The organism is Martinezella lusitana, from assembly GCF_014207095.1.
Taxonomy (GTDB): domain Bacteria; phylum Pseudomonadota; class Alphaproteobacteria; order Rhizobiales; family Rhizobiaceae; genus Rhizobium; species Rhizobium lusitanum_B.
The window spans coordinates 1-22,155 of the sequence record NZ_JACHBG010000041.1 but is presented as its reverse complement, the minus strand read 5'-3'; the positions used below and the strand labels follow the sequence as shown (position 1 = coordinate 22,155).

The 22,155-nt window shown below is 61.1% G+C and carries 17 protein-coding genes and 3 pseudogenes; 12 read left to right on the top strand and 8 right to left on the bottom strand.

The window, feature by feature from the left end:
- Positions 1 to 267 precede the first annotated feature (267 nt).
- The 5 genes and pseudogenes from GGD46_RS32915 to GGD46_RS32900 all read right to left on the bottom strand — a co-directional run bounded on the left by GGD46_RS32915 (position 268) and on the right by GGD46_RS32900 (position 4,414).
- Complete coding sequence (locus tag GGD46_RS32915) at positions 268 to 1,128, bottom strand: alpha/beta fold hydrolase (protein ID WP_004120039.1); 861 nt, start codon at positions 1,126 to 1,128, stop codon at positions 268 to 270.
- A 317-nt stretch (positions 1,129 to 1,445) separates the two neighbouring features.
- Positions 1,446 to 2,702, bottom strand: a complete 1,257-nt coding sequence (locus GGD46_RS32910; RefSeq protein WP_004120036.1) for a glycosyltransferase — start codon at positions 2,700 to 2,702, stop codon at positions 1,446 to 1,448.
- Positions 2,703 to 3,233: 531 nt separating this feature from the next.
- Positions 3,234 to 3,344 (bottom strand): annotated as a pseudogene (locus tag GGD46_RS34625) (transposase); the annotation flags it as partial.
- A 66-nt stretch (positions 3,345 to 3,410) separates the two neighbouring features.
- Positions 3,411 to 3,609 (bottom strand): annotated as a pseudogene (locus GGD46_RS34175) (aldehyde dehydrogenase family protein); the annotation flags it as partial.
- A gap of 529 nt (positions 3,610 to 4,138) precedes the next feature.
- Positions 4,139 to 4,414 (bottom strand): hypothetical protein, encoded by a 276-nt coding sequence (locus GGD46_RS32900; protein ID WP_004120034.1) that lies wholly within the window; start codon positions 4,412 to 4,414, stop codon positions 4,139 to 4,141.
- 1,328 nt (positions 4,415 to 5,742) lie between these two features.
- On the opposite strand from GGD46_RS32900, the gene GGD46_RS32890 reads away from it, so the two are divergent.
- The 10 genes from GGD46_RS32890 (at position 5,743) to GGD46_RS34170 (ending at position 15,132) form a co-directional block, all read left to right on the top strand.
- Positions 5,743 to 6,945 (top strand): cytochrome P450, encoded by a 1,203-nt coding sequence (locus tag GGD46_RS32890; protein ID WP_004120030.1) that lies wholly within the window; start codon positions 5,743 to 5,745, stop codon positions 6,943 to 6,945.
- 89 nt (positions 6,946 to 7,034) lie between these two features.
- Positions 7,035 to 8,327 (top strand): cytochrome P450, encoded by a 1,293-nt coding sequence (locus GGD46_RS32885; RefSeq protein WP_004120028.1) that lies wholly within the window; start codon positions 7,035 to 7,037, stop codon positions 8,325 to 8,327.
- 1 nt (position 8,328) lies between these two features.
- Positions 8,329 to 8,637, top strand: coding sequence for a ferredoxin (locus GGD46_RS32880; protein WP_004120026.1), 309 nt, complete (start codon positions 8,329 to 8,331; stop codon positions 8,635 to 8,637).
- Positions 8,624 to 9,469: an SDR family oxidoreductase gene (locus GGD46_RS32875; RefSeq protein ID WP_004120024.1), complete on the top strand. Its 846-nt coding sequence runs from the start codon at positions 8,624 to 8,626 to the stop codon at positions 9,467 to 9,469. Before GGD46_RS32880 ends, GGD46_RS32875 begins: the two co-directional genes overlap by 14 nt.
- Positions 9,469 to 10,812, top strand: coding sequence for a cytochrome P450 (locus GGD46_RS32870; protein ID WP_028755176.1), 1,344 nt, complete (start codon positions 9,469 to 9,471; stop codon positions 10,810 to 10,812). The genes GGD46_RS32875 and GGD46_RS32870 overlap by 1 nt, the downstream gene beginning before the upstream one ends.
- Before the next feature lie 105 nt (positions 10,813 to 10,917).
- Positions 10,918 to 11,916 (top strand): polyprenyl synthetase family protein, encoded by a 999-nt coding sequence (locus GGD46_RS32865; protein WP_004120020.1) that lies wholly within the window; start codon positions 10,918 to 10,920, stop codon positions 11,914 to 11,916.
- 181 nt (positions 11,917 to 12,097) lie between these two features.
- Positions 12,098 to 13,645 (top strand): hypothetical protein, encoded by a 1,548-nt coding sequence (locus tag GGD46_RS32860; protein ID WP_004120019.1) that lies wholly within the window; start codon positions 12,098 to 12,100, stop codon positions 13,643 to 13,645.
- The gene (locus tag GGD46_RS32855; RefSeq protein WP_004120017.1) at positions 13,642 to 14,544 is read left to right on the top strand and encodes a terpene synthase family protein; all 903 of its coding nucleotides are present in this window, start codon (positions 13,642 to 13,644) and stop codon (positions 14,542 to 14,544) included. The genes GGD46_RS32860 and GGD46_RS32855 overlap by 4 nt, the downstream gene beginning before the upstream one ends.
- 113 nt (positions 14,545 to 14,657) lie before the next feature.
- Positions 14,658 to 15,008 (top strand): DUF3768 domain-containing protein, encoded by a 351-nt coding sequence (locus GGD46_RS34620; protein WP_120764175.1) that lies wholly within the window; start codon positions 14,658 to 14,660, stop codon positions 15,006 to 15,008.
- Positions 14,974 to 15,132: a DUF3768 domain-containing protein gene (locus tag GGD46_RS34170; RefSeq protein ID WP_015341978.1), complete on the top strand. Its 159-nt coding sequence runs from the start codon at positions 14,974 to 14,976 to the stop codon at positions 15,130 to 15,132. Before GGD46_RS34620 ends, GGD46_RS34170 begins: the two co-directional genes overlap by 35 nt.
- Before the next feature lie 85 nt (positions 15,133 to 15,217).
- Here the strand turns inward: GGD46_RS34170 and GGD46_RS32845 are convergent, their stop codons facing one another.
- Positions 15,218 to 15,694, bottom strand: a complete 477-nt coding sequence (locus GGD46_RS32845; RefSeq protein WP_028755177.1) for a helix-turn-helix domain-containing protein — start codon at positions 15,692 to 15,694, stop codon at positions 15,218 to 15,220.
- 445 nt (positions 15,695 to 16,139) lie between these two features.
- Here GGD46_RS32845 and GGD46_RS32840 point away from each other — a divergent pair.
- A pseudogene (locus GGD46_RS32840) lies at positions 16,140 to 16,598 on the top strand (Ku protein); the annotation flags it as partial.
- The gene (ligD, locus tag GGD46_RS32835; RefSeq protein WP_004120011.1) at positions 16,595 to 17,659 is read left to right on the top strand and encodes a non-homologous end-joining DNA ligase; all 1,065 of its coding nucleotides are present in this window, start codon (positions 16,595 to 16,597) and stop codon (positions 17,657 to 17,659) included. The pseudogene GGD46_RS32840 and the gene ligD, both read left to right, overlap by 4 nt.
- 949 nt (positions 17,660 to 18,608) lie before the next feature.
- On the opposite strand, the gene GGD46_RS32830 is transcribed toward ligD, so the two are convergent.
- Entirely contained in the window at positions 18,609 to 19,604 is a 996-nt protein-coding gene (locus tag GGD46_RS32830; protein ID WP_004120008.1) for a helix-turn-helix transcriptional regulator, read from the bottom strand.
- Positions 19,605 to 20,614: 1,010 nt separating this feature from the next.
- Entirely contained in the window at positions 20,615 to 21,715 is a 1,101-nt protein-coding gene (locus GGD46_RS34615; RefSeq protein ID WP_409527727.1) for a hypothetical protein, read from the bottom strand.
- Between the last annotated feature and the right edge of the window lie 440 nt (positions 21,716 to 22,155).

The window sequence follows — 22,155 nt, the reverse complement described above, 5'->3', positions numbered from 1 at the left end:
TCGACCCGCGGTATAGAGCGCGTCATCGAAACACAGATCAGGTCTAATGCCCGCTTGGCGAGCAACGAGGCGAAACTTTCATGGCATGACAGGTCGTGCCGGGCAATCCGCACCACGGTTACATTAACGACGATCAAGCGCCGCTTGCCTTGAGAACGCCTTTACACTCCCCGCCAGATTTCATGTCGGTCGCGACAGCGGACCCTACACGAATTCGGCTGGCCTCGGTCGGCATAGCATCGCAAACCAGTCTATTAGGCACATCCGTTACATCCGGGTGGTGGGGCGCGGCCTAAGGCCGACTGCTAAGAAGCGGTCGAGCATCGCATTTACCTGGTCAGCCACCTCGATGGTATTGAAATGGCCAGCCAACAGCGTCTTGGCCAAAACGAGTTGGGAGCAGCGAACCTTTAGCCAGTCGAGATCACATGCAGCGCTCACCAGCGGCACATCGGCAGCGATGTAGGCCATCGGGACCTTGCAACGCGTTGCCGCAGGAGACGCATCATAGTTGAGGATGAAATTGCGCATTGCAGAATACGCCACATGCTGCGGTGTCTTCTCGCACGAGGCGCGGATATAGGTGTTGTGGATGCTCTCGCGCCTGGAAGGGTCGTCGTAGTCGAGGGCCATGGACCACGCGTTTTTTCGCAAAACCTCCCGATAGTTTGAGCTCGAAATTGCATCCAGGAACTGATCAATTTCGGGGCTGTCGCGAAGCGCCCACCGGGGCGTGACAATAGAATCGATCATCACCACACCAGAGGCCAGCTCAGGATGGCGGCCGCACAGCTCGAGTGCGACCGATCCACCCATGCTGTGGCCGATGATCAGCGGTTTCACCAGGTTCCGCTCGCTGCATTGCCACGCTACGTCGTCAGCAAAATCCTCGATCGTGTACTCCTGCTTCGGCGCGTCGCTGTCTCCGTGACCGCGGAGGTTTACCGCCATGACGTGCCGACTTTTAGCAAAATATTCGATCTGCGGCGTGAATATCCTGTGATCGCCGGTCCAGCCGTGAATCAGGACGAGCGGCGGACTTAGGGGCGAAGCCGATATTGCTTCGAAGTGCGCAAGGCACACCCCGGCGCGGTTCATCAGGACGGGGCTCGATTCGGCTACATTCATGGGGTTCGGCTCTTTTTTGGGCTCGCCAGCAAAGGGTAGAGTGTTTGTGTCATAGAGGGGAACGACCCGCGGCACTCAGACCGCGAGAGCAATGGCTTGCCGATTGCAAACTGATCCAGTTGAGAATGCCCGTGGCAAATGGGGCAGCACTTGAACATGATGAACTGTGAGCGGCACCAAGCCGGAGACGAAGATCGACTTGCCCGGTAGGCAAGCATCGAAGGAAAGATATCGGTGCCTAAATACCCATGGAGGAAATGCCTGAGCGCACCGACGATAAAATCGAACAATCCGAATGCACGATCAAGCCGCCCGCATCAGGTCGCCGATCCAACAATGGATTTATTTGCCACCATAGCCTCCAATTCGTCAATGAGACCGGAGGCGGCGATTTCAGCTTTGATGCCATCGCCCAAGCGGCGCGCCGCATCGCGATAGCGCGGCTCCTGTAACAGGCCACTGACGGCATGGGCGATCTCGGCTTCGCTAGCACTCGGGGGTAGTCGAAGACCAGCTCCCTTCGACACAACTCGTGCAGCATTATCCCCCTGGTCGCGCCCGTTGGGGAGCACCAGTTGCGGTAGACCGTTTATCAGCCCCCGGCTGACGGTGCCGTGGCCGCCCTGCGTTATCAAAAGGCAGACTTCCTTCATCACTGTGTCATGCGGAGCGCCGTGCAACAGATGCACGTTCGCGGGGGCGACCAGCTTCCCCGCGTCAACATGAGGTCCGATGGTCGCCACCGCGTGCACGTCCAGCGTACCCAATGCGCAAATGATCCGTTGAACCAAGTCGTCTTGACCCTGAGCGCCGGAGCTGCAGGCGACGAGCACACGAGGTCGATTGGCGTCCACAGGCCAAGGCGCCTTCCAGCTCCTTGACCAATTTGGCTGCTCCAGCAGTGGCCCAACATAACGAACGTTGTCCGGTAGAAGGTCGGCCTCAAAATCGAAGGTCCGGCTGATCGCCAGCAAGTACCGATCGGCACACTCAAATAAATCCACCGTCCTGGCCAAACCGGACAGGCCGAGGCCGGCACGCGCCTCGTTTAGAAGCGAAAGGAATTGGTCCAGGAAGCAAGCCCAATTTTCGTTCGCCGCCGCGATCGCGATCCGCTCTTCTGGCGTCTGCGGCTGCGCCAATCCGCTGGCGGCCGGCGGAATTCCTGGCAAAGGGCGAAGGCTCACATGGGGTGACAACATTGCGATCGGCACGCCAGCGGCTTCGGCGCCCAACACGGCACCAAACAACATATCGATGGCAATGACAGCATCCGTCGGTATGCGGCCGATCTCATCCTGGACGTCGGCTGCGTAGGCTGGCGCCGGGCCGAACACCGCCTTTTGGAACCAGTCCTGCATGTCTGAAAAGCAGGCAGGATCCGCGTCGATCCCCATCGGGGCACGCCGCCAGGAGACGAAGTCGAAACCCGCCGCAGCCACTTCACGCCGCATCTCTGGATCAGCCATAATGCGGGCGCTATGGCCAACCCGTTGCAGTTGTCGAGCTGCAGTCAGCAACGGGCCCAGATTACCCGACGTCCCCCAGGACGCAAGCAGGAAGTTATACAACATGCCTCACCTCAATCGTGTTTGAAGCCAAATTTCGTCGTAATCGGAGGCTGCAATAGGTGATCGATAATTGGTGCGTCGTGTCGAGTTCTGCCGCTGTCACAATCGGAGGCGGGGCGATGCAACACACTCCCCGGAAACTTCCCTCAGCGGGAACTTTCCGGTTAGAAAGATGATGCTCCCTTGCGGCCGTCACACACGTTCTAGCAGGTGCCGTAAACCCGAAAGGACTCCCCGATTGCACACAGCTCAACCTGGTCGGGAGTTGGCACAATCGGCCGGAAAGGTCTAGCTGCTTAGCCGACCTCGACAAAGGTGATATCGTCTTGCGAACTTACGTCCGTCGCACGCATCTGCGGATGGACTTGAAGACTCCCCGGTCGTCTTCAGCTCGCGGGCAGCGAACTCAATGACTTACCCGCTCAGGTTTCGTTCGACTCCATCTGTCCTGCAATTTTTAAGGCGTTCGGGGCGCTGCGTAAAATTGATTGTTTGAATGAATACAATTCGCGGCCGGCATGTCTCTGGCGTTCCTCAAACTCGCTGCTTGGCCCAATCGTCACCGGGCACTTCTGCCCTCTTCGCAAACTGCCGGCGCCAGGTGTAAATCCGCTGCGGCACCAAGTCATGTCGACGAGCAACGTCCGCGACGCTCGCAACGCCTGCCGAAGCGGGCGACGAAGCGGGCCGCGACCTTCAAGTCCGCGGAAGACTCTTGCCTCCGAGCTCGAGCGTCATCAGTTTGATTTGGGTGGATGCGATCGTTTCATGATCGCGCCGCCGGCGGCGGTCGATTCCGTAAATCTCACTTGGCGATGTCGGGATGTAGAGGTATGGAGAACGGCCGCAGTTCCGAAGGTGCAAGGACGATGGCGTTTCCCGCAGCAAGCGCAGAGACCATTTTCCATCCCGGCGGATTCCTTGACTCGCCTTTCCGAAAGCTCGCGAACTCGGATGGCCATTATTTTTCGGGTTGAGCCGCTAACGCTTCCCGCCAGCAATCAATCTCGCCTCCGGGTCCAGACGCAGTCCTCACATGGCGCCGCATCCGATCACTGGGCCGATAGCGAGGGCGAGACTGGGTATTCCGCGCAGCAGTCGAGGATACTGCCGGAAATATCACGTTCCGGCGGTTACTCCATACACCCGACGTTCCTATTCGTCGCCACCGCAAAATCCGGGCCGAAGCGAATCCGTTTGATCCGATGTGGGACCGCTACTTCGCCGCAGGCGTGGTCTGCCCTCGGAAACTACGGATCGGCCTGATGGAACCGCCCACTCTGCCGATAAACAGGAACTGGCGGCTCTGGTCAAACAGGGCCTAGTGGAGGCTTGAGCCGTATGCGGGGAAACTGCGCGTACGGTCTTAGGGAGGAGCGACCCGGCGAGGGGTCGTTCCTAACCCGACAGGACACGCCGCAGCATCGGCGCTTGCCAGATCATTCGGCTGATGGGGCGAGATGAATGATGTCTCCCCGGGACCAGCCTTCGGCAAGGCTCATCAGAAACTCCAGCTCCCGTCTCAGCGCGACGGTGCGACTTACATCCTTTGCATGCTGGTTGTCGGCGCGCACGTGATAAAATTCGCCGACCGCGATTCCCGCCGCTTTTCGCTTGTCCTCAAGCGCGGACTTCAAACCTGCCAGCTCGTCCCTAACAGCGAAGTAGCGCCGCATAACGGCGATCAAACGCAGGTCGTTTTCTGCTTCATCCATATTGGCGTCTTCCAAAATGCTTTGATTAGGAAGAAGCAGATTCGCTCTCTCCTGTCACGCCTCGAACGACAATCGGCAAGGATGATACTTTAGAAATATCTCAACTAGAGAGGATGTAAGATTCATGGCAAAGCGAGAAGAGTTCCATTCATCGCCTTCCGCGACGGCGCAAACAATCCAATTTCCTTCAACTTGAAGGGTGATACCCGGAACTCTGACCCGTGTGTCGGGTCTCCCTTTCTATTTCGTTCGCATGTAGCAGATAGCAACGCGCCCGCTGATAGTCCATTCACCGCATTATTTGAGGGAAGAACCTAACAAAGAAAAAACCGAACGCGCTTGCAGATCGTCCGGCTTTTCCCGCGACTACCTACTTCGACAGGGCAAAGTCGGGTAGCATGTCGCTAGTTGGAGCGTATGCACGATATGGAATATACCAGTCGCATTTCGCGTGCGCGAACTACCAAGGCAGGTAGGTTCCCAAGCTCGGCGACCCGACCCTGCGGCTTCCGCGTCGCATGCCCATCCGACCCGGCGAGATGTCGGAGAGCGGGTTTCATTTTCCTGATCGTTGCCGCCGACATCGGAGTGGTTTCCAGCAAACCACGCCTGTTGCAGGCAATCCGGATGCTTGAAATATCGCGCAAGGACAGCTCCTCACATTCAGCGCACGAACAGGGCTTTGTCGGGCACTTGCTCCGCCGGTTGTCGGCATTGAGACTCAATGTCAGTAACCTGACACTACGCGCCGCTAGGAAGTGCCCGCTGAGCCTGCGATTTCACTTCGGCACGCGATTTGCTCTGTTTGCGGCATCATCACCAATCGCAGTGCGATGGTCTTTGGGACGCACACGGCGCCGCGTCGCTGTTCGCGTCTGATCCGACGGTTCGCTGTGGGAATGACTTGGCGCGTGGTTGTGGACCCCGAGAAAATGCAGGGACGTGTTGGATGCGATCTAGTTTAACTGCCACCGGCGGTGTGGGACTGGTCCGGAGGTCGTGTTGGCGGAGACGTCGCTGGCGGGTAGGGTCGAACCTCATTCACCAAGCTCTACGACTAGGCAATCTATGCCGACTCCGACAGGCTCGACGTCATCTGGCACGACCCGCACCTGTCGCTCGGCGAAGCGTCGGAATTCCGCCTGGGCGCTGCGCCGGCGCGCCTAGAATTATGATGCACCTTCCCCGCGCCGTTCGTGCCGCTGGAGGACCTGGCGCTGACAATCGCGGTGGAGGACATCGCCTCCATGCCGTCTTCCGTCGTTCGCTGCCCGTCGCCTGCCAGTCACCTTCCGCCCTTTCCATCGCTTAGAGAGTGAACTGCCACCATGTCCGAACAACCCTTGCCGACGCTGCCGATGTGGCGCCTCAATCACATCGAGCCCTCGCCCGAGATGCTAACGCTAAGCGCCAACGGTCCGATCCATCGCGTGCGCTTCCCGTCCGGGCACGAAGGCTGGTGGGTGACAGGCTACGACGAGGCCAAGGCGGTGCTCTCCGACACTGCATTCCGGCCCGCGGGGATGCCGCCGGCGGCATTTACCCCGGATTCAGTGATTCTCGGTTCGCCGGGGTGGCTGGTCTCGCACGAGGGGGACGAGCATGCGCGGTTACGCACGATCGTGGGACGGGCCTTCAGCGACCGCAATATGGAGCTGCTCGCGCAGAAGGTCGAGGCGATCGCCGCGCAGTTGTTTGAGACGCTGGCGGCCCAGCCCCAGCCCGCCGACCTGCGGCTCCACCTCTCCTTTCCGCTTCCGGCCATTGTCATTAGCGCGCTGATGGGCGTGCTCTATGAGGATCACGCCTTTTTCGCCGGGCTGTCCGACGAGGTGATGACGCACCAGCATGAAAGCGGCCCGCGCAGCGCGTCGCGCCTGGCCTGGGAAGAGCTGCGCGCCTACATTCGCGGCAAGATGCGGGACAAGCGCGAGGACCCCGGCGACAACCTGCTGACGGATCTGCTCGCGGCGGTCGATCAGGGCAAAGCGACCGAGGAAGAGGCGATCGGCCTGGCGGCGGGCATGCTGGTGGCGGGGCACGAGAGCACCGTCGCGCAGATCGAATTCGGCCTGCTGGCGATGTTCCGTCATCCGCAACAGCGCGAACGCCTGGTCGGCGATCCATCCCTTGTGGACAAGACAGTGGAGGAAATCCTGCGTATGTACCCCCCGGGCGCGGGCTGGGACGGCGTCATGCGCTACCCGAGAACCGACGTGACCATAGCGGGCGTGCGTATTCCCGCGGAGAGCAAGGTGCTGGTCGGCCTGCCGGCGACGGCGTTCGATCCGCGCCATTTCGAGGACCCGGAAATCTTCGACATCGGACGCGAAGGAAAGCCCCACTTGGCGTTCTCCTACGGGCCGCACTATTGCATCGGCGTTGCGCTAGCCAGGCTGGAACTCAAGGCGGTGTTCGGTTCGATCTTTCAGCGCTTTCCCGCGCTGCGCCTCGCCGTGGCGCCCGAAAAACTGAAGTTGCGCAAGGAGATCATCACCGGCGGGTTCGAGGAGTTTCCGGTGTTCTGGTGATGCGTGGAAGCCGCTGGGGATCGTGATCTTCTCCGCATGGCCGGCGCGCCTGGCGCGCCGGCCAGATCAGCAACCAACAGGTAACCAAGATGGACGTGAAAGAAACAACCGCGGTATGCCGGGACGCCTTCGCCGAACTCGCGTCGCCGGCGTGCATCCACGACCCATATCCGTTCATGCGGTGGTTGCGCGAGCACGATCCGGTGCACCGGGCAGCGTCAGGCCTCTTTCTGTTGAGCCGCCACGCCGACATCTACTGGGCACTCAAGGCCACGGGCGATGCGTTTCGGGGACCGGCGCCGGGCGAACTGGCGCGCTATTTCCCGCGTGCGGCAACCAGCCTGTCGCTCAATCTGCTGGCGTCCACTTTAGCGATGAAGGATCCACCGACGCATACGCGTCTGCGCCGGCTGATCTCCCGCGATTTCACGATGCGCGAGATCGACAACCTGCGGCCGAGCATAGTGCACATCGTCGCAGCGCGCCTGGACGGCATGGCGCACGCGCTTGAGCGCGGGGAGGCAGTGGACCTGCATCGCGAATTCGCGCTTGCCTTGCCAATGCTGGTCTTTGCCGAACTGTTCGGCATACCCCAGGAGGACATGTTCGGGCTCGCCGCCAACATCGGCGCCATCCTGGAAGGCCTGAGCCCGCACGCCAGCGATCCCCAGCTCGCCGAGGCGGACGCAGCCAGCGCCAAAGTTAAGGCCTACTTCGGCGACCTCATACAGCGCAGGCGCACCGATCCCCGCCAGGACGTCGTGTCGATGCTGGTCGGCGCACACGGCGATGATGCCGATATGCTGTCGGATGTGGAGTTGATCAGCATGCTATGGGGCATGCTGCTGGGTGGCTTCGCCACCACTGCTGCGACCATTGACCATGCGGTCCTGGCGATGCTGGCGCATCCCGAACAGCGGCACTGGCTGCAGGGAGATGCCAAGGGGGTCGAGGCATTCGTCGAAGAAGTCTTGCGCTGCAACGCACCCGCCATGTTCAGCTCCATTCCGCGAATCGCACAGCGCGACATCGAACTGGGCGGCGTGGTAATCCCGAAGAACGCGGACGTGCGCGTGCTGATCGCCGCCGGCAATCGTGACCCGGACGCCTTTGCCGATCCCGACCGCTTCGACCCCGTACGGTTCTACGGCACCAGTCCTGGCATGTCGATTGACGGGAAGATCATGCTGAGCTTCGGCCACGGCATCCACTTCTGCCTCGGGGCGCAACTGGCCCGGGTGCAATTAGCCGAGAGCCTGCCGCGGATCGAGGCGCGCTTCCCTACGCTCGTACTCGCCGATCAGCCGACCCTGGAGCCATCCGCGTTCCTTAGGACATTCCGCGCCCTGCCCGTGCGGCTGCATGCGCAGGCGGGGCGCTGAGATGCGCGTCGTGGTCGACCAGGATCTTTGCGGAACCACTGGGCAGTGTGTGCTAACCCTGCCGGGCGTCTTTCGCCAGCGCGAACTGGACGGCGTGGCCGAAGTGTGCGTGGTGACGGTCCCCCAAGCGCTGCACGCCGCCGTGCGGCTCGCTGCCAGCCAGTGCCCAGTTGCCGCCATTTGGGTCGTCGAAAGCGCCGCTGGGGATGGCGAGCCAGCCCGGGCCGACCCTACGCCTTCTCTGGCAGAGGCCGAGCGACATGCCACGAAAGACCAATGCAATCCAGGAGGACACGATGGGACGGTTTGAGGGCAAGGTGGCCGTGGTGACCGGCGCCGGCGCCGGCATCGGGAAGTCATGCGCCCTCGCCATTGCGCGCGAGGGCGGCAGGGTGGTCGTGGCCGACATTGACGGCTCAGCGGCCACCGCGTGCACGGCGCAGATCGCGGCCGAAGCTGGCCACGCGCTGGCCTTGGCCATGGACATCGCCGATGCGCAGGCTGTGGCCGCGCTATTTGAGGCGGCGGAGCGGCACTTCGGTGGGGTCGATCTGCTGGTGAACAACGCGAGCGCCATGCATCTGACCCCATGCGACCGCGCGATCCTCGATCTGGACCTGGCGGTTTGGGATGAAACGATGGCGACTAATCTGCGCGGCACGCTGCTCTGCTGCCGCCAGGCCATTCCGCGCATGATCGCCCGTGGCGGTGGCGCGATCGTCAACATGTCCTCGTGCCAGGGGCTCAGCGGTGACACCGCGCTGACCTCCTACGCCGCGTCGAAGGCCGCGATGAATATGCTGTCGGCCTCGCTCGCCACCCAATATGGTCACGCGCAGATCCGCTGCAACGCGGTTGCGCCGGGTCTTATCATGACCGAACGTCTCCTCGACAAGTTGGACGAGTGCATGCAACGGCATCTGCGCCGGCACCAGCTCCTGCGGCACGTCGGCCGCCCCGAGGACGTGGCCGCGCTGGTGGCTTTCCTGCTCTCCGACGATGCTGCGTTCATCACCGGCCAAGTCGTGTGCATCGACGGCGGCATGCTGACGCATGTGCCGACATACGCCGATGGTGGCAACAGCCGTGCCGCGCGGCCGACCAGTGACACCGCCGAAGCGGCCGCGGCGCCAGAGAGGTAATAGACATGCTGCTCAACCCGCTGAACCGTCGGCACCGGCTGCGGGACGACATCCCGGTCATGCCCGGCGCTTTCCCCCTGGTCGGGCATCTTCCCGCCATCGTTTGTGACCTGCCGCGCCTGCTGCGGCGCGCGGAACGGACGCTGGGCAGCCATTTCTGGCTGGATTTTGGCCCTGCCGGACAACTGATGACGTGCCTGGATCCGGATGCGTTTGCGTTGCTCCGGCACAAGGACGTGTCCTCGGCACTGATTGAAGAGATTGCACCCGAAATCCTTGGCGGAACGTTGGTCACTCTGAACGGTAGCGCGCATCGGCAGGCGCGCGATGGGATCAAGTCGGCATTCCTGCCGAGGGGCCTGACCGAGGCCGGCATTGGCGAGCTATTCGAGCCCGTCATCCGGGCCCGGGTGCAGGCATGGCGCGAGCGCGGTGAAGTAACTATCCTGCCCGAGACCGGCGACTTGATGCTGAAGCTCACCTTTTATCTCATGGGCATCCCCGCCCAAGACCTGCCGGAGTGGCATCGCAAGTACCGGCAACTGCTGCAGTTGATGCTCGCGCCGCCGATCGACCTGCCCGGAACGCCCTTTCGGCGCGGCCGCGCCGCCCGCGACTGGATCGACGCGCAGTCGCGCCAGTTCATCCGCGGCGCGCGCGCGCATGCCGCGCGCACCGGGTTGATCAACGACATGGTGAGCGCGTTCGATCGCAGCGAAGGCGCGCTCTCCGATGACGTCCTGGTCGCCAACGTTCGCTTGCTGCTGCTTGCCGGTCACGAGACCACCGCCTCAACGATGGCCTGGATGGTGATCGAGCTGGCGCGGCAGCCTGAGCTGTGGGACTCCCTCGTCGAGGAGGCGCAACGCGTGGGCGCGGTGCCGACCCGGCACGCGGACCTGTCGCAGTGCCCGGTCGCCGAGGCGCTGTTTCGCGAGACGCTGCGCATGCATCCGGCGTCCTCGCTCTTACCGCGTCGCGCGACGCAGGAATTACAACTCGGCCAGCGGCGCATTCCTGCGGGCACCAGTCTGGGCATCCCGCTGCTGCATTTCTCGACCTCACCGCTGCTGCACGAGGCGCCTGATCAGTTCCGCCTGGCGCGGTGGCTACAACGCACGGGGCCGATCCGGCCGGTGGACATGCTGCAGTTCGGCAGCGGCCCACACGTCTGCATCGGCTACCACCTGGTATGGCTGGAACTGGTGCAGTTCGGCATCGCCTTGGCACTGACCATGCACAAGGCCGGGGTGCGGCCGCGGTTGCTGAGCGACGCTGAAAAAGGCCGGCGCTATTACCCGACAGCACAGCCCTCCATGAAAATCCGCATCGGATTCTCATGAGCTGGCGTCGCAAGCTCCGCGTGGCGTGGCAGCGACGCCGGCAACGCTAAGGCGGTTCGCCGCTCGCCGTGGCCCTCTCCTGTCAGGAACAAGGACATTGACAACATGCAGACCGGTTCCACGCTACACGATGACCAAACTGGCATTTCCGCGCTCGGCGGATTGGGCGCGCAGGCGCCCGGCGCATCCGGCAGGCTGCTGCCGGAGATCTGGATGCAGGACGGCGCAAAGCGGGTCGAACAGGCGCTGACGCGTCTTCTCTGCCCCGAGGACGACGGTGAGACCGAGCTGATGGCGGCGATGCGCTACGCTACCTTGCATGGCGGGAAGCGCACCCGCGCCTTGCTCTGTCTGGCTGCCGGCGAACTGGCCGACACCCCGGCGCACATGCTCGACGTCGTCGGCGCCGCCATCGAGATGATGCACGCCTGTACCCTGGTCCACGACGACCTGCCCGCAATGGACGACGACGTGCTTCGCCGCGGCCTTCCGACCGTGCACGTCAAGTTCGGCGAAGCAACTGCGATCCTGGTCGGGGATGCACTGCAGGCGCACGCCTTCCTGACCCTGGCGAGCCTTGATGCCCCGGGCGACAACCGTATCGCGCTCGTGCGCGAACTGGCGCAGGCAGTGTCCGCCGAGGGTGCCGCAGGCGGGCAGGCCATAGATCTGTCGCTGGTTGGAAAGCACGTTGAGCTGGGCAGGATCTTGGCGATGCACCGCATGAAGACCGGAGCGCTAGTGCGCGCGTCCGTTCGCATGGGCGCACTATGCGCCATCGCGGAGGATGCCGCGAACGCTGAGCTGTACTGTGCGCTCGATCGCTACAGCGCCTGTTTCGGCCTGGCGTTGCAGGTGGTCGACGACATTGTCGACGCGACAGCGGATAAAGCGACCCTTGGCAAGACGCCCGGCAAGGACGCGGCGGCGCAGAAGCCGACCTGCGCGTCGATCATGGGGCTAAAGGCAGCGCGCCAGTTCGTCGCGGATCTGTTGCGCGACGCGGAGGATGCCATCGCCCCGCTGGGGCCGCGTGCGGAACGGTTGGCGCAGATCCTGCAGCGGGCCAACGCATATCTGTTCACGCACGCGCCATGCGCATGAGCGCGCCCGCCCGCGTGGAACCGCCCCTGTGCCGCTGCGATCGGTGGCAGCAGCGGTGCATGCTGTGCGGTTTCCGAGTCCGCGTCGCCGATCGCAGCGGTTGCCTAGCACTGCCGCGGCGCGCACGCGGCGACTGCCCGATTCTGGTTTTTGTCAACCGTCTGCAGAAGGAACATCCCGCGTGAACGCGCTGTCCGAACAGATCCTTTCCGAATTGCGCCACCTGCTGAGCGAGATGAGCGATGGCGGCGGCGTCGGTCCGTCCGTCTACGACACGGCGCGAGCTCTGCAGTTCCGCGGCAACGTCGCCGGTTGGCAGGACGCATATGCGTGGCTCATCGCGCAGCAACAGCCTGATGGCGGATGGGGAAGCGCGGACTTCCCGCTGTTCCGCCATGCGCCCACGTGGGCGGCTTTGCTGGCATTGCAGCGTGCCAATCTTCTTCCCGGTGCTGCCGACGCAGTCCAGGCTGCAACCCGGTTCCTCCGGCGCCAGCCCGATCCCTATGCGCATGCGGTGCCGGAAGATGCGCCGATCGGTGCGGAGCTGATCCTGCCGCAGCTTTGCGGCGAGGCCCCATCCTTGCCGGGCGGCGTGGCGTTTCCGCGCTACTCGGCGCTGTTGCCGTTGCGGCAAGAGTGCCTGGTCAAGCTGGGGGCGATGGCAATGTTGCCGAGCGGCCATCCGTTGCTGCACACCTGGGAAGCCTGGGGGACGTCGCCAACCACCGCATGCCCGGATGAGTACGGCAGCATCGGCATCAGCCCGGCGGCCACCGCCGCGTGGCGTGCGCACGCCGTAGTACAGGGGAGTACGCCGCAGGTCGGGCGCGCGGACGCGTATCTGCAAGCGGCATCGCGGGCGACGCGCAGCGGCATCGAAGGTGTCGTTCCCAATGTCTGGCCGATCAATGTGTTTGAGCCATGCTGGTCGTTGTACACCCTGCATCTGGCGGGGCTGTTCGCGCATCCCGCGCTCGCAGACGCGGTGCGCGAAATCGTTGCGCAGCTTGAAGCCCACCTGGGCGTACGCGGTCTTGGGCCGGCCTTGCACTTCGCCGCCGACGCGGACGACACCGCCGTTGTGTTGTGCGTCCTGCGCCTTGCGGGCCGCGACCCGGCAGTCGACGCGTTGCGCCAGTTCGAAACTGGGGGGCTGTTCGTCACCTTCCCCGGCGAGCGCAATGCCTCGGTGTCGACCAACATCCATGCCCTGCATGCGTTGCGACTGTTGGGAAAGCGCGCCGCCGGCACCAGCGCCTACGTCGAGGCCACTCGCAACCCGCACGGACTGTGGGACAACGAAAAATGGCACGTTTCATGGCTGTATCCCACCGCACATGCGCTCGCTGCGCTGGCGCAAGGCAAGCAACAGTGGCGCGACGAGCGCGCGCTGGCGGCGCTGCTGCAGGCGCAGCGCGACGACGGCGGCTGGGGCGCCGGTCGTGCGTCCACATTCGAGGAAACCGCCTATGCGCTGTTTGCGTTACATGTGATGGATGGGAGGGAAGAACCCATAGGGCGCGCGCGCATCGCTCAGGTGGTGGCGCGTGCGCTGGAATGGATGCTCGCCCGCCATGCGGCGCATAGATTGCCGCAGACGCCGCTGTGGATCGGCAAGGAACTGTATTGCCCGACCCGGGTCGTGCGCGTGGCCGAACTCGCCGGATTATGGTTGGCGCTCAGTTGGGGGCGGCGCGCTGCCGAGGAAGCAGGAGCAGCGCCATGATCCAGACCGAAGGCGCGCTGCAGCAGGTGCTGGAGTGGGGTCGTTCCCTGACCGGGTTCGCCGACGAGCATGCCGTCGAAGCGGTCAGGGGCGGCAAGTACATCCTGCAGTGCATCGACCCGAGCCTGCGAGACATTAGCGTTCGCACGGGCCGCGATCCGCAGGACGAAACCCTGATTGTGGCGTTCTATCGCGAACTGGCGCTGCTGTTCTGGCTCGACGATTGTAACGACCTTGGCCTGATCACGCCAGAGCAGCTCGCCGCGGTGGAGCGGGCGCTGGGACAGGATGTGCCGTGCGCGCTCCCTGGATTCGAGGGCTGCGCTACGCTGCGGGGTTCGCTGGCCGCGCTCGCCTACGATTGTCGTGACTATGCTCAGCTTCTCGACGATACCCGGTACTACTGCGCGGCTCTGCGCGCCGGACGCGCGCAGGCGCAAGGGGCGGAACGCTGGTCCTACACCGAATACCTGCACAACGGCGTCGATTCGATCGCCTACGCGAACGTGTTCTGTTGCATGTCATTGCTCTGGGGGCTGGACATGGCGACGTTGCGCGCGCGTCCGGCGTTCCGCCAGGTCCTACGGCTCATTTCCGCGATAGGGCGCCTGCAGAACGATCTGCATGGACGCGAGAAGGACAGGTCGGGCGGCGAGGCCGACAACGCGGCGATCCTGCTGTCGCAGCGCTACCCGGCTATGCCTGTGGTAGAGTTCCTCAACGACGAGTTGGCCGGCCATACGCGCATGCTGCACCGGGTGATGGCGGAAGAATGCTTTCCGGCGCCGTGGGGACCGCTAATCGAGGCAATGGCGGCCCTCCGCGCCCAGTACTATCAGACCTCCACCAGCCGCTACCGCAATGACGCTGCGGGGGAATGCCAGTGTGCGCAGGCCTAAACGCGCGGCAAGCGGCGACATGCGCGCGCTGCCGTCGGTCAATGGCAAACAAGGATGGGCTTATAGCGATCTGGGAGGAGCTTCGGCATAGGCTTTCGGGTTGACCGGCTGCCATGAGTGGCGGCCTTCCTAAGCAAACCTCGTGTTGCCATCCATGCCGGGCCCGCTCCGATCCGTGTTGGGCAGGACAGGCCTCTCCATTCGCATTCGTGCGGAATGTACCATCGGCGCAATCAACCAACGAAAGCAAAAGCTATGACGATCAACCGCACGCCACGAATCCAGAGCCGGAACGACCTTCTCCGCTCGAGCTGGCTACCGGCAAGGTGCTCGTAACGCAAGGTATCCGCAGGCTTCCCGATCCCACCCGGTCCCGCATTGCCGACGCCGTGCAGGACTTTAACAGCTTCACGCCCGACAACGATCCCCATGACAAGTACGATTTTGGGGGCGATGCTGGCTGATGGACACGAGGTGTTCTGGAAAATCAACTACTACGTCAGCGATATGATGCATGGCTCCGAAGATCCGACCGACGCGATGCAAATCGTCCGTGTCCTCGCGATCATGCTGGCCGAGGAATACTAAGCCGGGGTGTCCTGCCGCGGGTAGAGAGATGCGGCAGCGGCGGGCAAAAGAGCTATACAGAGAAAATCTATCTTTGCTCACATTGTCACGCTTCGGCCGTCTGCTCGCCGGCCTGTTCCTGTTCCTCGGCGAGAATACCGACAATCGAAAGAACCCGGTTCCTGATTCGGGGCGACAGACGCAAAATGCCTTCAATCAGTCGGCGACCGTCAGCCGTCGACAGGTATGCGATACGTTCGTCAATCTCCGCGGCTTCTTGGTGGGGAACTCCGCTGCCCGGCTCCGGCAGGCCTTCGAAAAACCGCGCCACTGGCACATGCAGGCAACTTCCTATTTCATAGAGCATCGAAGCACTGACGCGGTTTTTGCCGCTTTCGTATTTTTGCATCTGTTGAAAGCTGACGCCGACGCCCTTGCCCAACTCGTTCTGCGATAAATTGGCTTGAATTCGGAGAATGCGGATCTGTTGTCCGACGTGGCGATCGACGGGATGGATCCTCGCATCCGATGGCGACGGCCTTTGCCGCGTGAAACTAGATTCGAAGTCTGTGATATCACTCATGCCGGCTCCCTTAAGGTCGCAAAAGGGCATGATAGGGGCAACCAGACGTCTCGACTTTCAAATTTGTGATGCGATTACATATTCTTGATGCGAAATTCACGAGTTTGGCGAGTTCTGCCGCAAAGCACGTCACCCGATTGCGCCCAGCTTTGGGAGCGATTCTGTCCGTCCGCTGCGCCGCGAACGGATCGCCATTGCGCGGTTGGCTGGAACACGTCGACCTTCAAACTGACCAACGGTCTGACAAGACGATACCGACTCGCGTCGAAACGCTTTTGTCGTCCCTTTATAGAACAAGTGTCGCGCCGAAAAATGTACACAATAGGGGATCAACGCTCCCGTTTCCCATCATGTTGGGGCCGATTTCGGCTCCGACAATTGCTGCCGCTGGTCGTCATTCAAGTATATCCGCAAAGGGCCAACGGTCGCACATTCACCCTCCCCTGGACCGGCAGCGTTCAAAGTCTTGCCAGACCCCATGGGCGCAGAGAACATGGTCGGCATATCGAGGCTGGTGCCTTCGCGGCGGGAACGCGCCGTCATGCCCGAGCCATGCGGCAAGGGTATCGTGCTCTGGACGCTGCGCTATGGTGATGAGGTGCGGGATGGGGAAAACTATTTTGCCGCAATCGATGATGAAGAGCCAGAAGCGGAACTGATGCCGCTCGTGCAACAGCTCATCAAGAAACAGACTCAGCGCTGGAGCCCGAAGATGGTCGCCGATCCGATGCAGGAGACGCTGCTTGACATTATCAACACAAAGAAGAAGCAATTGAAGAAACCGTCCAAAGCCATGCCGAAGAAGAAGGCTGAAGCTTTGACGGGCAATGTCATCAACATCATGGATGCGTTGCGCAAGTCCATCGAGAACGAACGGGGTTCAGGGAAGCAATCGACGAGATGACGACAAGACGCAAAGCCTCGATGCCGCTGCTCGACGAATCCGGCTCGACCCTTCAGTCACGCCAGGTGCGAAAGCGCGATCCCGCCCAGCCAAGCCTGCCCTTCGATCCGATGCCCGAGCGCATCGAGCCGTGCCTGGCGCTTTTGAAGCCGACACCACCGAAGGGAGCCGACTGGCTGTTCGAGGTGAAATGGGACGGCTACCGTCTGGCGCTCCACATCCATCGGAAGGATGTGAAGGTCATCACTCGCGGAGGCCACGACTGGACGCACCGCTTTCCGGCAATTGTCGATGCGGCGCGTGCACTCGGGGTCAACAGCGCCATTCTCGACGGCGAAGCCGTCGTGCTTGACAATCAAGGCCGCTCCGACTTCGGGGCATTGCAGCGCTCGCTTGGTGGCCGCGGCGGCAAAAAGGCGTCAGACGAAGCGATCCTATATGCGTTCGACCTTCTCTATCTTGACGGCCACGACTTGACTGGCACCGAGCTTTCGGTGCGGCGGCATCTGCTGGAGGATCTCATTTCACCGACGAGCGACGGCGCCGTTCGCCTGTCGCAGGAGATGGCCTTGGACGGCGAGGTCCTGCTGGAGCACGCATGCCGGGCAGGGCTTGAGGGCATTATCGCCAAGCACCGCGACCGGCCATATCGCTCCGGGCGCACCGGCGATTGGCAGAAGATCAAGTGCATCCAAAGCGAGAGCTTCATGGTCGTCGGCTATGAACAGTCGTCCTCGGCACGCGGCGGCATCGGTAGCCTGCTGCTCGCCGCGCGGAAAGGTTATGATTGGGCCTATGTCGGCTCGGTCGGAACCGGCTTCAACACGAAAGATGCCGAATACCTGCGCAAGACCCTCGATAAGCTGAAGACAGCCAGGCCGGTCGTGCCGCTGAAGGGCAAGAATCTCGTCTTTGCTCAGCCGACAATTATTGCCGAAATCGAGTTCCGCGGCTGGACACATGACGGCAGCCTTCGTCACGCCTCCTACAAGGGTCTAAGGGAAATCCAGGACAACGCCGCAGTCTTCGACATTGCCGAGCGGCCTGCGCCAAGCGAATAGAGCGCTCGAGGCTTTGGGGAGTACCGCATTACCTCCGGGGGAATAGTAGCCTGGCTCTCGGATGGATGGGAGGATTACTGCCAGCAGTTGACCGCCGTATGGAGACGCGGCGACCGTAAACAGGGGCTCGTCTTTCCATAACGCGTCTGACAACATTTCCCGCGTGCCAAGGTCGAAAATCGAACGCATATATGTTTCATTGAACGGATCGGACATATCGTAGTGAAGCTGGCAATCAATAGAGGCTACATGAAGCTTGGCTTCAGTCCGACGGGCATAGCCGTATAAGGCCATCAGAGAATCCCGTTCCTGCGCCTTGACCAACATCGAATATGCCCTTGCCATCACAGGCAACGTGCTGTCCGACATATTGGAGAATTCCGGGATCAGAGCGTTATTGACGATAACATTCAGGTTGATACATCGGCAATCAGGCTCCGTAACGAATCTCTTATATGTCAGAATTGACTAAAGCGATCTGAGAGCTGCCGCTCTGAAAGAGCCTCGATATCCTAGATTATTGCCGGCGGCCGGGGACGTCTGAATGTTTCCAGGCAATGACATTTGTGAGAAATTTTGTTTCTAGATCTGGTGATGTGCGCCAGGTGAATAACGGGTTCGGCCCGATGCGATGGCGCCGGGCAACTATGCTACCCGTTACATCTGGCTCACAACTTTCCTAAGCAATGACAAGCTCTCGGCCATCGACGAGCGACGATGGCGCTCTCGGCTTGACAGTGATCGCGTTATGTATGTTCGCCCCGACCATGGGGGGTCGGAAAGCGCTCTTGGAACGAAGGGTACCTGCGTGGGAATTCAGCCCGAGCGAAATAGCAGGTGCAATTGCCCAGAGAGCTCAGTTTCTCTAGCTGGCAGATCCATCGCCCTCGATCTGTCCATTATCAATCCGCGAACACGCGTCGACATGGAACGGGTGTCAACATGCGCTTTATAACGCCGTAGTCCGATTCTTATCATAGCTGCGCCCTAGATCGTATTTCGGCAGGACGCCGAAAGCCGCACGATACTCCTGAGAGAAGCGGCCCATCTGTATAAACCCCCAGCGACGCGCGATTTCACTGACCGTCGCAGATGGCGTGGCAGTTAAAAGATCGCGACGTGCGCCATCAAGGCGGAGCTGCCTCAGATAAGCCATTGGAGTGACGTTCAAAAAACGTCGAAAATTGATCTGAAGTGCCCGCACGCTGACGCCCGCTGCCGCTGCCATGTCCGCAATCGTGATAGGCATTGCGATATGTGCTCTGGCAAACTCCAGCGCTCTTCGAAGCTGGCGAGGCGCAATGGTCTGCACCGGCGATTTCGTCTGCGAAAACGTGTGAGGCAGATTCTGCACCATCAGCAGACAGAACATCTCTTGGAAGCTCGTCAGGGCAAGGGGAGAAACCTCTAGGTTTTGATCGGCGCAGATCTCATCTCGGAAGAAACGCATGAGTTTTAAAAGAGGTGGCGTCGGTCCCGCTGTCAGGTCCTGCAGGGGAGCGAATTCGAAATCGACAGGTGGCAGGCGTTCGAAGGTGCTGATCAGAGCGGCGTTTACTGCGCTCCTTGGGATGCAGAATCCCTCCGCAACAGAGCCTGCGTGAATGTTCACCGCGGAATAGCGGTCGGCCGTCGTCAGCAGTCCCGTGCAGGGCGTGATAGCATGACTTATGCCGCCTGTTGCCAGGTCATAGCAGGTTCCATGCTCGACAAAGAACATGAAGCCATCATTCTCGATCGTGACGGAAAAGGCGCGGTCCGTTGAAGTCGATCCCGTCCAGCCCACCATCTCGCCGGCGCCATGGACACCGAATGAGAAAAGACCGCGGCTATCGCTACTGAGAGGCCGATAGAAATTGTCATGCTTTTCACCGTTAAGCCATTCGGAGACCTCACTGGTTGTGAGCGACGTCGCCTCGAGCTTAAGCGTCAGAATTTCGGTCAACTTGCTCCACCAAATTCACTGTTTTGTCGCGCGCTTGGAGTGACGGCAAACAACTGGCCCCCTGTCAGCTTCTAATGAAAAATTGATTGACCTCAAATAGCCATTTCAGGCTATTTCGCGCATGTCTCTTCCTCGGACGAAGCTATTTGACCTTTGAGCAAGCGGGCCGCTCATGGCGCGAGCAAGACGCGTATCAGTGACGACAAACCAAGAAGCAATTCGCCAGTTTCGCTCGCCATGATCGACAGCCTCGGCGATCAGACCGTCTCGGCAACTTCGTCGCCCATCCACTGCTTGTCCTCGGCGATGATATGACAACCGACCACATATCGCCGGCAGGCCAGATATCCGCCGGCAGCGAAGCGGGCAGGCATTTGATCGTCGAGGGCAATCCTGCAGACGACCCTGAACGTCTATGCCACCCGACGCGGAAGCTGGAAAGCGATGGTCAAAGGACTTTCCCACAACGGAATGGCGGCCAACCTCCTCATCGACGGCCGATCCGCGCGCCACACGATCCATAGCGCTTAAGGCGAGGTAGGCCCGTTATGGGAGGTAGGCCAACGATATCAAAAGGCGGACTGGATACGGTGATCGTTGCAGGAGAACGCTAGGGCGCCGGCTCGTCGCGGGATTGGGCTGCAAAGGGCGCCGGTCTCTTGGGCGCCGGGGCGATCCTGATCGAGGCGAAGCTTTCTTGGCTTCCGGATCCGCAGAGCGCTGATGAGCCCCGCAAGGCCCACGCCGCCGCCTTCGCCCGCACTACCGCGGGGTCTCCGACAATTGGATTGGCCAGACGCTTCATTGTCGCGACAGCGTCGTCCTCATCCACCGTCATGAATGCGTCGGCAACACGCGCCAGTATCCGCCAGGCGACAGCGACGGCTCGTAGCATTCGGGCATCGCCACGACGTGTCGGAGACGATAATCCACTCATTGGCCTCGGCGACCCCTGCAGCCTCCTTAACGGAATCATCGTAGGTTCCGGCGACCCTGATCATCTCCGCTCCTCATCTGGCAATCAAACGCAATCCTTGGTCTGACAACATCGTCGCCAGTCGGTGGATGGAGGTTTGGACGCCGGAAACGGTCTTCGCCATCCGGCCGTCCTGCTGCGATGCTCTGTCGAAACAGAAGCTCAGCAACGTAATCGCCGCCATCAGGAGCACTGTGAGCAGAGCCGACTGGGTTATGGTGGTTGGTTCAAATGGCACGCAATAGAGCAGCATGTTGCCAAAGGCGAAGGTGAAGAGGCTCGTGCGACCGAAGAACGTTAGCGATCTCCACAGCGCGGTCGGCGCAATCGACTGGCGCAGGGTAAGCAGGACAGCGGCGGCCGTAACGGCAAAAGCACCGAGAATGCCGGCGGCGAAGTAAAGCGGATGGCTGTCCAGTCGCATGGCCATGTTCCCAAGGCCTCTCTTCGTTTCGCTATCGAGTATCCACGCGCCCGCGATGAGCGACAGTCCGGTGCCAAGGAGCACAAGCCAAGCGCGCCGAGTCATCCCTGCGGCCACACCCGAAGCCGAGCCCATCAGAATTTTCCCGAGGGCCATTCCGGATATGACAAGCGTCATGCCATGCAGGACGGAGGGGCCACCGAGCTTGGCTCCCCCTATTCCGAACAGGAACATCGCGAGACGGTCCACTTCCGTTGGCAAGCCAAATACTACGGGGCTTGGCAGCCCGCGCAAGACCGGATGAAGAATGTGAATGGCGACGGCCAGGATCAGAAGCGGAACTAGGCCCAGGCGATTGCGCGTCCATAAAAGGGCGGGAGCCACAGTCAGTGCGATTGCGTAAAACTTCAGAATGTCAGTGAATGGGGTCACCCCCAGCATGAAGATCGTCGATAGGGAAAAGAAGAACGAGTATTCCGACTTCGCGAAAAAAAGAACGACGACGGAAAGACTGTATAACAGCCAGCATTGAATGGCCCGCGACCACAGACGAGCGATCGATATACTGCGCTTGTCGGTATCAAATCGTGGTCTGTATACGACTTCAAGCATCGTTCCGAAAAGAACAATGAACGTTGGCGTTGCAAGCGCCATCATTAATTTAAGACCATCAACATAGGCTCCCTTAAAAACGTCTGCCAATTTGGACACCGCCAAGACGTGACTTCCCATAGCCAGGAAAATCGCACATGAACGAGCCACATCGATCCCAACTATCCGATTTATCTTCATATTTACTCTCATGCTCCGGCAATTCGGCGCCTTGATTTTCAGTTTCGACCTCTAATAAGCATCTCCGAAAGATCGGTAAAATTGATTGGTTGGATCGCAATGATCTAAGCAATGGATGGTGGAAGGCGTTTTGAGGGTCTTCGCGGGCAGTTTCACTCCTGTCCTTGGCGTAGCGCGACAAATCACGCCAACAGCCGGCGCGCCATTTTTCAAAACTCTCCTCTGCGAAGCGGTCCGATCGTGTCCCATGGAGTGGTGTAGCTTGATTTCATAGCCATCGGTGATTTCCGGTAGGGTCGGGTTGCTTAGAGCCAACCTGAGGGACACCACCGATGACCGACGACATGATGAACCTGCGC